The 13583-nt window shown below is 71.7% G+C and carries 13 protein-coding genes; 3 read left to right on the top strand and 10 right to left on the bottom strand.

Going from position 1 to position 13583, the window contains the following annotated elements:
• Window positions 1-482: 482 nt before the first annotated feature.
• From AB0I94_RS16125 to AB0I94_RS16115, 3 genes are read left to right on the top strand one after another with little or no spacing between them, the layout of a single operon-like run.
• Window positions 483-1751, top strand: a complete 1269-nt coding sequence (locus AB0I94_RS16125; protein ID WP_363310375.1) for a histidine kinase — start codon at window positions 483-485, stop codon at window positions 1749-1751.
• A complete protein-coding gene (locus AB0I94_RS16120; protein WP_363310196.1) occupies window positions 1748-2416 on the top strand; it encodes a response regulator transcription factor in 669 nt (222 codons plus the stop codon). The genes AB0I94_RS16125 and AB0I94_RS16120 overlap by 4 nt, the downstream gene beginning before the upstream one ends.
• A gap of 40 nt (window positions 2417-2456) precedes the next feature.
• Entirely contained in the window at window positions 2457-3674 is a 1218-nt protein-coding gene (locus AB0I94_RS16115; protein ID WP_363310195.1) for a cytochrome P450, read from the top strand.
• Between the two features lie 17 nt (window positions 3675-3691).
• Here the strand turns inward: AB0I94_RS16115 and AB0I94_RS16110 are convergent, their stop codons facing one another.
• The 10 genes from AB0I94_RS16110 to AB0I94_RS16065 all read right to left on the bottom strand — a co-directional run bounded on the left by AB0I94_RS16110 (window position 3692) and on the right by AB0I94_RS16065 (window position 12992).
• Window positions 3692-4567 (bottom strand): alpha/beta hydrolase, encoded by an 876-nt coding sequence (locus AB0I94_RS16110; RefSeq protein ID WP_363310194.1) that lies wholly within the window; start codon window positions 4565-4567, stop codon window positions 3692-3694.
• Between the two features lie 148 nt (window positions 4568-4715).
• Entirely contained in the window at window positions 4716-5927 is a 1212-nt protein-coding gene (gene kynU / locus AB0I94_RS16105) for a kynureninase (RefSeq protein WP_363310193.1), read from the bottom strand.
• Complete coding sequence (locus AB0I94_RS16100; RefSeq protein WP_363310192.1) at window positions 5920-6741, bottom strand: tryptophan 2,3-dioxygenase family protein; 822 nt, start codon at window positions 6739-6741, stop codon at window positions 5920-5922. The genes kynU and AB0I94_RS16100 overlap by 8 nt, the downstream gene beginning before the upstream one ends.
• Before the next feature lie 158 nt (window positions 6742-6899).
• Window positions 6900-7313, bottom strand: a complete 414-nt coding sequence (locus tag AB0I94_RS16095; RefSeq protein WP_361829148.1) for a DUF3151 domain-containing protein — start codon at window positions 7311-7313, stop codon at window positions 6900-6902.
• A 78-nt stretch (window positions 7314-7391) separates the two neighbouring features.
• Window positions 7392-8423, bottom strand: a complete 1032-nt coding sequence (fbaA, locus tag AB0I94_RS16090) for a class II fructose-bisphosphate aldolase (RefSeq protein ID WP_363310191.1) — start codon at window positions 8421-8423, stop codon at window positions 7392-7394.
• 130 nt (window positions 8424-8553) lie between these two features.
• Window positions 8554-9105, bottom strand: a complete 552-nt coding sequence (gene pyrE / locus AB0I94_RS16085) for an orotate phosphoribosyltransferase (protein ID WP_351167044.1) — start codon at window positions 9103-9105, stop codon at window positions 8554-8556.
• A 30-nt stretch (window positions 9106-9135) separates the two neighbouring features.
• The gene (locus AB0I94_RS16080) at window positions 9136-9927 is read right to left on the bottom strand and encodes an aldose 1-epimerase (RefSeq protein ID WP_363310190.1); all 792 of its coding nucleotides are present in this window, start codon (window positions 9925-9927) and stop codon (window positions 9136-9138) included.
• A gap of 31 nt (window positions 9928-9958) precedes the next feature.
• Complete coding sequence (locus AB0I94_RS16075; protein ID WP_363310189.1) at window positions 9959-10765, bottom strand: SRPBCC domain-containing protein; 807 nt, start codon at window positions 10763-10765, stop codon at window positions 9959-9961.
• Between the two features lie 46 nt (window positions 10766-10811).
• Window positions 10812-12359 carry a polyamine aminopropyltransferase gene (locus AB0I94_RS16070; RefSeq protein WP_363310188.1) on the bottom strand — a complete coding sequence of 516 codons (1548 nt, stop codon included), beginning with the start codon at window positions 12357-12359 and terminating at the stop codon, window positions 10812-10814.
• A gap of 114 nt (window positions 12360-12473) precedes the next feature.
• Window positions 12474-12992, bottom strand: a complete 519-nt coding sequence (locus AB0I94_RS16065; protein WP_363310187.1) for a DUF2617 family protein — start codon at window positions 12990-12992, stop codon at window positions 12474-12476.
• Between the last annotated feature and the right edge of the window lie 591 nt (window positions 12993-13583).

The following is a 13583-nucleotide window of genomic DNA, read 5'->3' as shown; positions in this document are numbered from 1 at the left end:
GGCCCCGCACCCCAAGACGGACAGGAACCGCACCACCCGAGCCGCCGGACCCCCGCCCCCCCCCAGGACGGACAAGGACCGCACCCCCCGAGCCGCCGGACCCCCGCCCCCCCAGGACGGACACAAACCGCACCACCCGAGCCGCCGGACCCCCGCCCCCCCCCAGGACGGACAAGGACCGCACCCCCCGAGCCGCCGGACCCCCGCACCCCAAGACGGACACAAACCGCACCACCCGAGCCGCCGGACCCCCGCACCCCAAGACGGACACAAACCGCACCACCCGAGCCGCCGGACCCCCGCACCCCCAAGACGGACACAAACCGCACCGCCCAAGCCCCAAGTAGTACCTGCGACGGACCCCCCAGAACCCACCCCAGAGGGGACGCCCCCGGCAAGGCCGCCCCCGTACCTTCGTAAGCGTGACTGACGCGACCAAGACCGCCCCCGGCAGCAACCGCAGCCCGGAGTTCCGCCTGGCCATGGATGCTCTCGGAGGGCTCCGCCAGGACCTCTTCCGTGGTGCCTTCGCCTACCGGCCACTGCCCCAGATGCGTACGGACGGCGCCCTTTCCCGGCGCCTTCCCGCCCGCATACGCCAGTACGCGGGCTGGACCCCGCACGCGGCGGTCCTGGCCGCCGCCTTCTTCGCCTTCCTCATCGGCTACGCGGACGACACCGGCGGCCTCGACTACGTCCTCACCGGTCTCATCCCGGCCGCTGCCGTCGCCATGACCCTGCTCAGGCCCGTCGCCGCCTGGTGGGCCCTGCTCGCGACCACCCCCTTCTCCGGCGCCATCGGCAGCCACTGGGACAGCGGCTATCCGTGGGCCGACAGCGTCTTCTTCGCGCACATCACCGTGATGACGTTGATCACCCTGCGGACCCGCCCCCGCGTCGGCGCGTGGATGTGGGTCGGCACAGCGGTGTACGGCATCGCGGCCGAGGTCTTCCTCAGCCCGGGCTACAGCACGAACACCCCGGAGATGCTCATCGTCTCCGCGTTCGCCCTCCTCGCCGCCTCCCTCGTGCACATCCGCCGCGAGGCCCAGCGCGAAGTCAGCGTCCAGCGGACCGTCACCGAGATGGAGCGCGGCAAGCGCACGCTCCTCGAAGAGCGGACGACCATCGCGCGCGAACTGCACGACGTGGTCGCGCACCACATGTCGGTGGTCGCCATCCAGGCGGAGGCCGCCCCCTACCGCGTCGAGAACCCGCCCCCGGAGCTGGAGCAGGCGTTCGTCACGATCCGCGAGAACGCCGTGGCCGCGCTGACGGAGCTGCGCCGCGTCCTCGGTGTCGTACGGGCGGAGGACTACGAGGCGCCGGACGCCCCGCAGCCCACGCTGGCCGACCTCGACCGGCTCATCGCCAACGTCCGCGACACCGGCCTCGACGTCGAGAAGGCCGTCACCGGTGCCGTCCGCGAACTCCCGCAGGGCGTCGAGCTCTCCGCGTACCGCATCGTCCAGGAGGCGCTGAGCAACACCCTGCGCCACGCGCCCGGCGCCACGGCCCGCGTCGAGGTCGGCTATGTGCTCGGTGGCCTCGGACTGCGCATCGTCAACGGGCCCCCGACCGGCCTGGTCAAACCCTCGCCCGGAGCGGGGCACGGTCTCACCGGCATGCGCGAGCGTGTCACGATGCTGGACGGCGAGATGAGAGCCGAGGAGACCGCCGACGGCGGCTACGAAGTCACCGTCTTCCTGCCGGTCGCGTCCGCGTCGGAACCCACCGGAGGCCAGGAATGACGATCCGCGTACTGATCGCCGACGACCAGATGATGGTCCGCGAAGGCTTCTCCGTCCTGCTCAACGCGATGCCGGACATCGAGGTCGTGGGCGAGGCGGTCAACGGCCGCGAGGCCGTCGACCGCGTCCGCGAGCTCACCCCGGACGTCGTCCTGATGGACATCCGCATGCCCGAACTGAACGGCATCGAGGCGACCCGGGAGATCGTCGCGGCCGACGTCGCCTCGAAGGTCCTGGTCCTCACCACGTTCGACCTCGACGAGTACGTCTACCAGGCGTTGCGTGCCGGGGCGTCCGGCTTCCTCCTGAAGGACGCGTCCGCGCGCCAACTCGCCGACGGCGTAAGGGTGGTGGCGGCGGGCGAGGCCCTGCTCGCGCCCTCCGTGACGCGCCGCCTGATCACGGAGTTCTCCAAGCTGGGCGAGGTGCCGCGCCTCTCGGCGACGGTGCAGGCGCAGCAGTACGGCGAGCTCACCGAGCGCGAGACGGAGGTGCTCGTCCTCATCGCCCAGGGCCTGTCCAACGGTGAGATCGCCTCGCGTCTCGTCGTCGCCGAGTCGACGATCAAGACCCACGTGAGCCGCATCCTGGTGAAACTGGGCCTGCGGGACCGCACCCAGGCCGCGGTCTTCGCGTACGAGGCACGGCTCGTCACGCCGGGCTGACCTCTTCCTGGGCAGCCGCGCGGGCGGCTACCGTCCCTCCATGGACGCCCTCAGCGCAGGCTTCTCCCCCTGGTCACCGGAGTTCGTCGCCGACCCCTACCCGGCCTACGCGCGGCTGCGGGCCGCCGGGCGGGTCCACTACTTCGAACCCACCGGCCAGTGGCTCGTCCCGCACCACGCGGACGTGTCCGCGCTGCTGCGGGACCGCCGGCTCGGGCGTACCTATCTGCACCGCTTCACGCACGAGGAGTTCGGGCGGCAGGCCCCGCCGCCCGAGCACGAGCCGTTCCACGTCCTGAACGACAACGGCATGCTCGACCTGGAAGCGCCCACGCACACCCGCATCCGGCGCCTGGTGTCGAAGGCGTTCACACCGCGCACGGTCGAGCGACTGAGGCCCTACGTCGAAGAGTTGGCCGACCGTCTGGTGCGCGAGCTCGTCGACGACGGGGGCGGTGATCTCGCCGCTCGGGTCGCCGAACCGCTGCCGGTGGCCGTCATCGCGCAGATGCTGGGCATCCCGGAGGCCGACCGGGACCAGCTGCGGCCCTGGTCGGCTGACATCTGCGGCATGTACGAGCTGAACCCGCCCGAGGAGACCGCGCGCCGCGCGGTCAAGGCCTCGCTCGAATTCTCCGCCTACCTGCGCGAACTCATCGCCGCCCGCCGCGAGAAGCCTGCCGACGACCTGATCTCGGGGCTCATCCACGCGTACGACGAAGGGGAGTCCCTCAGCGAACAGGAGATGATCTCCACCTGCGTGCTGCTGCTCAACGCGGGGCACGAGGCGACGGTCAACGCCACCGTCAACGGCTGGTACGCCCTCTTCCGCAACCCCGCCCAGCTCGCCGCCCTGCGCGCCGACCCCGCGCGCCTGGTCCCCACCGCCGTGGAGGAGCTGATGCGGTACGACACCCCGCTCCAGCTCTTCGAGCGGTGGGTGCTCGACGACATCGAGGTCGACGGCACCGTGGTCCCGCGCGGCAGCGAGGTCGCCCTCCTCTTCGGCTCCGCGAACCACGACCCGGCGGTGTTCACCGCCCCCGCCGAACTGGACCTGGCCCGCGCCGAGAACCCGCACATCTCCTTCAGCGCGGGCATCCACTACTGCATCGGCGCGCCGCTGGCCCGCATCGAACTGGCCGCGTCGCTCGGGGCGTTGCTGCGCCGGGCGCCGCGCCTGACGCTCGCCGCCGAGCCGGAGCGGAAGCCGAACTTCGTGATCCGAGGGCTACGGGAGCTCCGCGTGCGGGTCTGAGCCCCACAGCCGCGCGCTCAGAACGCCAGCTGTGCGATCTCCTCCGCCACCACCGCGCACGCGTCGGCCGCAGGGTCGATCAGCGGGAAGTGCCCGACGTCTTCGAGAAGCGTCACCCCGACGACCTCGCCCGCCTTCGCCGCGGCGTCGGCATACGCGTCGGCCACCGCCTGCGGCACGACGATGTCGCCGCGCCCCTGGACGACGGTCGTGGCGATGCCGGTCGGCAGCAGGGCCGCCGGGTCGGCATGCGGCAGCCGCTCCTCGAACTTCTCCCTGCCGCCGAGCAGTTGCAGGGGCGCGTCCGAGCAGACGCCGAGCTCCTGCGCCGTGCGCAGGTCGGCGAGGGGCGCGAGGGCCACGACACCGCGAAAGGGCACGGGCCTGGCGACGCGCCACGGGGAGCCCTCGGGCAGGACGTGGCGGGCGGCGGCCCACAGGGCGAGGTGGCCGCCTGCGGAGTGGCCGGTGGCGACGGTGCGGCGCGTGTCGGCCGTCGGCAGGTGCTCCCGTACGAGACCCGGCAGCGCGTCGAAGGCGGCGGCCACGTCGTCGAAGGTCTCGGGCCAGCGCCCCGCGACGGGGCCCGCCCCCTGGGCCGGGATCGAACTGCCCCGGCGGTACTCGACATTGGCCACGGCGAAACCGCGCCGGGCGAGGAAGTCCGCGAAGGGCGTGATGTGCAGGCGGTCGTACGGAGCGCGCCAGGCGCCGCCGTGCAACACGACGACCAGCGGGGCCGGGGCGTCGCCGCCGGTCCTGGGTGCGTAGAAGTCGATCACCTGGTCGGCGTGTTCGCCGTACGCGGCGGTGGCGTCGGGCGTCACCGCCGGGTGCGAGAAGGCGGCGTCGGCCTCGGCGGCATCGCGGGCCACGGCGGCGTCGTCCGGCATGCGAGGGCCTCTCTGCGGGGATGGGCGTGCGGCTCTTCTGACTTTTGATCTTCCCCTACCCCGCTGTCCTGCCGGTACCGGGGGCGCGCCCCGAACCCCGCTCCCCCCGAGGAGAGGAGCCGGGCCGGGACGGGTTCCGCTCCGGCTGTCAGCCGGTGGCCCCGGCCAGCGTCCGCGCGAGCACGCCCGCCGCCCGTTCCACGTCGGCGAAGCCCACGTACAGCGGCGTGAAGCCGAACCGCAGCACGTCCGGCGCCCGGAAGTCGCCGACCACGCCCTGCTCGACGAGGCGCCGCATCACGTCACCCGCGTCATCGGACCGCAGGGCGACCTGACTGCCCCGCTCGGCGTGCGCCGCCGGGGTGAGCACCTCGACCCGCCCCTCGGGGACGTAAGCCCTCACGCACTCGACGAAGAAGTCCGTCAGAGCGAGGGACTTGGCGCGTACGGCCTCGATGGACACGCCGTCCCAGACGTCGAGCGCGGCGTCGAGCGCCAGCATCGACAGGATGTCCGGCGTACCGACCCGCCCCCGCAGGGCACCGTCCGCCGCCTCGAATCCGGGCCGCATCCCGAAGGGCTCGGCGTGCGAGTTCCAGCCGGGCAGCGGGGAGTCGAAGCGTGACTGCAGATCCGCCCGTACGTAGATGTAGGCGGGCGAGCCCGGCCCGCCGTTCAGGTACTTGTAGGTGCACCCGACGGCCAGGTCCACGCCGTGTTCGTCGAGCCCCACGGGCAGCGCACCCGCCGTGTGGCACAGGTCCCAGACCACGAGCGCGCCCGCCTCGTGCACGGCGGCCGTGAGACCGGGCAGGTCGTGCAGCCGTCCCGTGCGGTAGTCGGCGTGGTTGAGCAGGACGACGGCCGTACGCGGGCCGAGTACGTCGCGCACCTCGCCCGGGGCGGCCGGCACCAGACGGCAGCCCGTCATCCGGGCCGCGGACTCGGCCATGTACCCGTCCGTGGGGAAGGTCGTCGCGTCGACGACGATCTCGTCCCGCCCCTCGCCCGACTCACGCGCCATGCGTACGGCGGCCACCAGGGCTTTGAAGACGTTCACGCTCGTGGAGTCGCCGACGACGATCTGGCCGGGCGAGGCCCCCACGAGGGGCGCTATGCGGTCGCCGACGCGCTCGGGAGCGGTCCACCAGCCGCTCTCGTCCCAGGAGCGTATGCGCAGCTGCCCCCACTGCCGGGAGATGACGTCCGCGACCCGCTCCTGGACGACGGCAGGCAGGGCGCCGAGGGAGTTCCCGTCCAGATAGACGGTGTCGTCCAGGACGAACTCCTCGCGCTTGGCGCGCAGTTCGTCGTCGCCGTCCCGCTTCTCCGCCTGCGCCTTGAGGTCGGCCTCAGACATGGCTCCTCGCAGTCCACAGCTCGGGGAAGACGTTCTTCTGTGCGCGCTTCTCCAGCCACGCCACCCCTGCCGAGCCGCCTGTGCCCGTCTTGGAGCCCATGGCGCGCCGGGTCGCCACCAGGTGGTCGTTGCGCCAGCGCCACACCAGCTCGGCGACGTCCGTCATCACCTCGCCCAGGCGGGCGAGTTCATCGCTCTCGTCGCCCGCGTAGAGGTCGGTCCACACCTTCTCGACCTCGGGCGACGGCTCGTACTTCTTCGTCAGGTCGCGCTGGAGCACGGCGGCCGGCACGGCGTGGCCGCGGCGTGCGAGCAGGGCGAGGACCTCGTCGTACAGGCTCGGCTCCTGAAGCGCCTTCTCCAGCTCCGCGTGGACGCGCGGCGCGCCCCGGTGCGGCACCAGCATGGAGGCGGACTTGTCGCCGAGCAGGAACTCCATGCGGCGGTACATCGCGGACTGGAATCCGGACCCCTCGCCGAGCGCTCCGCGATAGGAGTTGAACTGCGCGGGGGTGAGCTGCGCCAGCGGGCGCCAGGAGGCGTTCAGCGCCTCCAGCTCGCGCAAGCTGCGCTTGAGCGCGGCCACGGCGGTGGGGATCTCGTCGCGGCGCAGGGCGTGCGACGCGGTCTCCCACTCGTGCACGATGACCGTGAACCACAGCTCCATCACCTGGGTGGTGACCAGGAAGACCATCTCTCCGGGGTCATCGGAACGCAGGTGCTGGAGGTGCGTGAGGACGTCCGCCTGGACGTAATCCTCGTACGGGGTGGTTCCTGCGAAGTCGAGGTTCGGGGTGTCCACGTCTTGGGACATCGCGATCTCCTTGATACGTACTCCGGGTAGCGGTCCGCCCCTGCCGTTACCGACACGGGGGCCCCGGTCCCCAACGGCATCCTCCGCAACATCCCACAAAACGGCAAGACCTGCCTGGTCACACAGGCGTCCAGGCAGGTCACGCGCGTATGCGGTGGTTAACCCAGGGTGTCGGCGGCCGTCTGGGACGAGTCCCGCAGGAAGCCGGCGCAGCGCTCGTACTCCTCCTGCTCACCGATCGACTGCGCGGCGCGTGCGAGGCCGTGCAGGGCCCGCAGGAAGCCGCGGTTCGGCTCGTGCTCCCACGGCACCGGGCCGTGTCCCTTCCAGCCGCTGCGGCGCAACGAGTCCAGGCCGCGGTGGTAGCCGGTGCGGGCGTACGCGTACGACTCGACGACGCTGCCCCGCTCGAACGCCTCGTCGGCGAGCTGCGCCCAGGCGAGCGAGGAGGTGGGGTACTTCGCGGCGACGTCCGCGGGCGCGGCGCCGTTGGCGAGGAGCTCGCGCGGCTCCGGGTCGTCGGGCAGGTGGGTCGGGGGCGGTCCCCCGAGCAGATCCTTGTGAATGGCCATGGGTTCCAGTCTGCTGCATACGCGTACGGGCCCGGCACCCAGGGAAGGGTGCCGGGCCCGTACGGACCGCCGTGGCGGTTACTTCAGCTTCGTGCCCGTGGAGCGCAGGTTCGCGCACGCCTCGGTGACGCGCGTGGCCATGCCCGCCTCGGCGGCCTTGCCCCAGGTGCGGGGGTCGTACGTCTTCTTCGAGCCGACCTCGCCGTCGACCTTCAGGACGCCGTCGTAGTTCTTGAACATGTGGTCCGCGACGGGACGCGTGAAGGCGTACTGCGTGTCCGTGTCGAGGTTCATCTTCACGACGCCGTTCTCCAGGGCGGTCGCGATCTCCTCGGCGGTGGAGCCGGAGCCGCCGTGGAAGACGAAGTCGAACGGCTGCGAGCCGGCGGCCTTGCCGTGCTTGGCGGCGACGCCCTCCTGGAGGTCCTTGAGGAGCTCGGGGCGCAGGACGACGTTGCCCGGCTTGTAGACGCCGTGGACGTTGCCGAAGGACGCGGCCAGGAGGTAGCGGCCCTTCTCGCCGAGGCCGAGGGCCTCGGCCGTGCGCAGCGCGTCGTCGACGGTCGTGTAGAGCTCGTCGTTGATCTCGTGCGTGACGCCGTCCTCCTCGCCGCCGGTCGGGGTGATCTCGACCTCGAGGATGATCTTCGCGGCGGCGGCCTTCGCGAGCAGCTCCTGGCCGATGGCCAGGTTGTCGGCGAGGGTCTCGGCGGAGCCGTCCCACATGTGCGACTGGAAGAGCGGGTTACGGCCGGCCTTGACGCGCTCGGCGGAGACGTCGATCAGCGGACGGACGTACGTGTCCAGCTTGTCCTTGGGGCAGTGGTCGGTGTGCAGCGCGACGGTGATGTCGTACTTCGCGGCGACGATGTGCGCGAACTCGGCGAGGGCCACGGCGCCCGTCACCATGTCCTTGTTGTGCTGGCCGCCCAGGAACTCCGCACCACCGGTGGAGATCTGGATGATGCCGTCGCTCTCGGCCTCCGCGAAGCCGCGCAGTGCGGCGTGCAGCGTCTGCGAGGAGGTCACGTTGATGGCCGGGTAGGCGAACTTGCCTGCCTTCGCCCGGTCGAGCATCTCGGCGTAGACCTCGGGGGTTGCGATGGGCATGTGTCCGCTCCTTGTGATGTGCGGGTGTGTGCTTGGCCCTGACCTAAGGGGGCGACGTCATCGTCGCCCCCATCTTTCCAGACTTGCCGGGCGGCTCAGGCCGTCCGCCCATACCGGATCCGGTCCAGTTCTAGTCCAGGCCGAGGTCGTCCTTGGAGTACGCGAAGAGGTACGGCACCCCGGCACCGTCGGTGATCTTCTCGCCGGCGCCGGTGGCGCGGTCCACGATGGTCGCGACGCCGACCACTTCGGCACCCGCCTCGCGCACGGCCTCGACGGCGGTCAGCGGGGAGCCGCCGGTGGTGGAGGTGTCCTCGACGACGAGAACGCGGCGCCCCTTGATGTCCGGGCCCTCGACACGGCGCTGCATGCCGTGCGCCTTGGCGGCCTTGCGCACGACGAAGGCGTCCAGGCGCTTGCCGCGCGCGGCGGAGGCGTGCAGCATCGCGCCCGCGACGGGGTCGGCGCCCATGGTGAGGCCGCCCACGGCGTCGAAGTCGAGGTCGGCGGTGAGGTCGAGAAGCACCTGGCCGACCAGGGGGGCGGCCTCTCCGTCGAGGGTGATGCGGCGCAGGTCGATGTAGTAGTCGGCCTCGAGACCCGAGGAGAGGGTCACCTTGCCGTGCACCACGGCCTTGTCCTTGATCTGCTGCAGCAGCGCGCCACGTACGTCGTCAGTCATGCCTGTCAGCTTAAAGCCGCGTCAAGCAGCTCAGAGCCGCCTCCAGGTCCAGGTCGTCGACGTCTCCAGGGGCTCGATGGGCGTGACGAGCCGGGGCGCGGTGTTGAGCCCGTTCGGCGGTCCTGTCTGCGGCTCCACGCACACGGCGGCCTCCTGCTCGTCGTACACCACGACCCACTGCTCACGGCTCTTCACCGTGAGCTCGAGCTGCTCGGGCCAGGTCAGGGCGACGTCGACGCCGTCGGGCATCCCGAAGCAGTCGTCCCAGGGGCCGGGGGTCGGGGCGACGCGGTTGCCGGTGGGGAGGTGGTCGTCGCCGCGCTCCTCCTGCCAGGCGGCGTCGAAGCCGATGCGTACGTCCTGCTGCCCGAGGTCCCGCCTGAACCAGGGGTGCCAGCCCGCCTGGGCGGGGAAGGAGTCGCCGTAGGTCTCGATGCCGAGCGTCAGGGTGAGGGAGTCCTCGGTGAGCGCGACGATCTGCGTGACGCGGCCTTCGTAGGGCCAGGGGTCGGTGAGGTCGTACGTGAACGCGGCCTCGCTCTTGCCGGCGCGGGCGGTGCGCCACGCGGCGTCCCTGGCGAAACCGTGGATGGCGTGGGGCGGGGAGTTCAGGGGCATCTGGTGGAGCGTGCCGCCGTTGCGGAACTTGCCCTCGCGGATGCGGCCGGCCCAGGGTGCCATGGGGAAGCAGCCGTAGCGCTCGCCCTGCCTCAGCAGTTCGACCCCGCCGACCCTCAGGCTCCCCACCCGGCCGCCGTTCCCGGCCTGCACGGTGACTTCCGCGTCGCCTGCGTTCAGTGTCACGTCTTCATTGCTACTCACGGGGTGAGCCTACGGGCAGGGGCTGATGCGGCTAACGCCTGCGCCGAAGCGCCCGTCCCACCACGATCGCCGAGGCCAGCACCACGGCGGCAGCGGGCGCGGCCCAGCGCAGGGTGGCGGAGGTGGACATCGAATCGGCCGCGGGCGCGGGCGCGTACCGCCCCCGGGGCGGCGCGTGGTCGACCTCCTCGGCGCTCCGGCCGATCATCGTCCGCCGGGCATGCGCGGCCTCCGCGGGAGGAACCACGATCTCGTCCACGTCATCCTCACCGTCCTCGTCGAACGACGACGGCGGCACCTCCGTCTCGAAGACGGTCGGCGCCTCGACGGGCTCGACCACGACGGGTTCGACCACGACGGGCTCGGGCTCGATCTCGGGCTCAGGCTTGAGCTCCGGCTCGGGAGTGGCCACTCGCCCCAATCCCTCCGTGAACCGCTCAAGGAGCCTTCGCACCGCCCCCTCCACAGCCTGTGGAGAACTTTCGGTGACGCGCCCCTCCCCCGTGCCCGTCCCGGCGAACACCACCTGCGTAGCGGAGCCGTCCTCGGCGGATTCGAGCCGCACCGTCAGCGAGAGCTTCACGGAGCCGCCGCCCCGCACCTCCACGCCCTCGCCCTCGATCGCGAAGGAACCGTCGCCGCGCGAGGCGACCCGCGCCGCGCCGCGATACGTGATCGCGTGCCCGCCGACCCGCACCTTGAGACGGCCGGAGAGCGGCGACGCGGACTCGTCGGCGTCGCGCTGCAGACCGGGCACCGCCCCAGCGACCCGCTCGGGGTCGTTCAGCACCTGCTGAAGCCGGTCGACGGTAACCGGAACGAACACCTCATGCTCCATGGCAGTCGAGCCTACCCACGTGGGCGACGGCATGTACGTCAGTTCGTCAGTTCGCATACCGCGGATGCACCAGCGTGGAGGGGGTGAGGCCACGCATCCGCGTCCGTTCGGCGGACGCCACGCCCACCCTCAGCAGCGCCGCCGTCCCGGGCGGTTCCAGGAGCGGGCAGGACCTGGCCGCCAGGACGAAGCCCCAGTCGCGCGGCGCGGACGCCCCGCCCGCCGCCCGGCCCGGGCCCGCGGCGAACCCGGAGAGCCCGCCGTCCACGCGATACGGCGCGGTGAGCAGCCCCGCCGACCGCATGGTGGCCTCCGCCGTCCAGAAGACCCGCGGCTTGTCGGCCATCGGCCCGGCGTGCACGGCGAGGCGGCCACCCTCGGCCAGGGCCCGCCTCACCAGACCGTAGAACTCCAGGGAGTAGAGCTTGGCGCTGGCGGTGATCGCGGGGTCGGGCAGGTCGGAGATCACCACGTCGTACGTACGAGGGGGCGAGCGCAGCCAGTGGAAAGCGTCGGCGTACACCACCCGCACCCGGGGGTCGCTGAACACGCGGCCGTTCAGCTCGCTCAGCGCCGGGTCCCGGCGGGCCAACCGCACCACACCCGGGTCGAGTTCGACGACGTCCACCCGTCGTACCCCCGGGTGCCGCAGCGCCTCGCGCGCCGCAAGGCCGTCGCCGCCGCCGAGGATCAGCACGCGCGCGTGGCGTCCGCTCATCGCGGGGCCGACGAGCGCCCGGTGGTAGCGGTGCTCTTCACTGCCGCTGACCCGCAGGCGCCCGTCGAGGTAGAGGTCGAGGTCGAGAGAATCGTGCCTGCCGCCGGTGAGGACCACTTCCTGGACGTCGGTCTGCACGGCGACGCGTACGTCCTTGCCGTAGACCGCCCGGCGGGCCGCCGCCTCGAAGTCGCCGACGAGCGCGGCGGCGGAGGCGAGCAGGCCGAGGACCGTGACGTTCGCGACGGCCAGTACCCACCGGCCGCGCACGCTCAAGTCGTGCCGGAACAGGCCGAACACGAGCGCGCCGCCCGCGAGCGCGTTGACCGCGCCGGTGACCAGCGCACCGGTCAACTGCCCGAACATGGGGAGCAGGAGGAAGGGAAAAGCGAGTCCGCCCACCAGCGCGCCCACGTAATCCGCGGCGAAGAGGTCCGACACGGCGCCGCTGGGGTCCTGCCGTCTGATCCGCTGGATGAGCACCATGAGCAGCGGCACTTCGGCGCCGATGAGCAGGCCGATGGCGAGCGAGAACGCGACGAGCAGATACCGCGAGCCGCTCGCCCAGACCTCGCCCCGGTCGCCGGTCCAGGCGAACGCCGCGTACAACCCCATCGCGCTCAGCCCGCCGACCAGCGCGAGCGCCGCCTCGACCAGGCCGAACCCGGCCGCGGCACGGCATCGCAGGCGCTTGGCGAGCAGGGAGCCGACGCCCATGGCGAAGACCATCACCGAGAGGACCACCGACGCCTGCGTGACCGAGTCACCGGCCAAGTACGAGGCGAGGGCGACGAGTTCCAGCTCGTACACCAGACCGCAGGCCGCGCAGATGAAGACGCCCACCAGGACGCAGAACCGCCCTGTCCGGGGCGTCACCGGTAAATGTGTCAAGGGCTCGGTCACCTTGGGAACGCTACGTCACCGAACCCACACAACTGGTCACCCACAAGAGTGCGAAACGGCGCCTGAGCACGTAGGGGAGCGCGACGGTCAGACCACTGTCGGCATGCGCGCCCCCACGCGGGTGCGGGTGGCCACGAGCTGCCCGTCCTGCGGGTAGGCGTGCCAGGTGCGCCACTGCACCGCCCCCTCGTGCCGCTGCGCCAGCATGGCCGTGAACGCGTGCGGGCTGCCGGGAAAGACCCCCGCCAGGCCGTGCGGGTGCTCGGCCACCAGGGCGAGCAACTCCTGTGCGCGGCCCGCGAACTGGCCGCGCGAGAGGGTCTCGACGCGCGCCGCGAATTCGTACTCCCACTCGCCGAGGCGCTTGGAGACACCGAGCGGAAGTGGCGTGCTGCTGCCGGGGATGCAGGCGACGGTCTCGGAGCAGGTACCCCGTTCCTCTTCGAGGAGCACCTGGTGCGAGGCGCCGAGAAGCCTCAGCTCCATTCTCGCGTCGGCGAGTTCCAGTTCGAGTGTGGCGAGCGCGGGCAGCGGCTCGCGCCCAAGGGTCCAGGCGAGGTCCGCGGCGCACGTGTCGGTATAGACAGTCTTCAGGGTCGTGAGCATGGGTCGGCTCCGCTAACACGCAATGGAGGGGGTGCCGGCGCACTCGGTCGGAGAACGAGTGGTCGGAATGCCGGCTCGTGCCCACGAGGACGTTCCTGATGTCCAAGTCGTCCGTCCGAGGGCGGTGCTGACGGTTAAGAGGGAATCATGGACTGCTGCCCTGCCACTGCGCTTTTACCCAACTTCGGAGGGTTTCCACCCCCGCGAGGGCTCCACAGTTCAACTGTTCAACCGGTCAACGAGGAAGTGCCCGGCAGGAGTTGCTCCCGCCGGGCACTTCGAAAGAGGGACGGACCAGCTGCCCCGTGTCAGCTGCCTCCGCCACCGCCACAACCGCCCCCGCCGCCGCCCCCGCCGCCACACGAAGAGCTGCTGCCGCAGGACGAACCACCACCACAGGAGCCACCGCCGCTGTCACCGCCGCCGGCCCACCAACTGCCGCCGGACCCCGACGCTCCGGCCGCACCGGAGTGCGAGCGGCTGCCGCTCCCCCGACCGGCGTACGCCGCGAGTCCGGCGATCAGGCCCACCACGACAACCACGAAGATCAAGACCATGACCTTGACGCCCCTTTCCGTTCCCCCGAAGCAG

Source organism: Streptomyces sp. NPDC050147, from assembly GCF_040660195.1.
GTDB lineage: Bacteria > Actinomycetota > Actinomycetes > Streptomycetales > Streptomycetaceae > Streptomyces.
The sequence above is the reverse complement of the archived record's forward strand: the minus strand, read 5'-3'. Positions and strand labels throughout refer to the sequence as shown.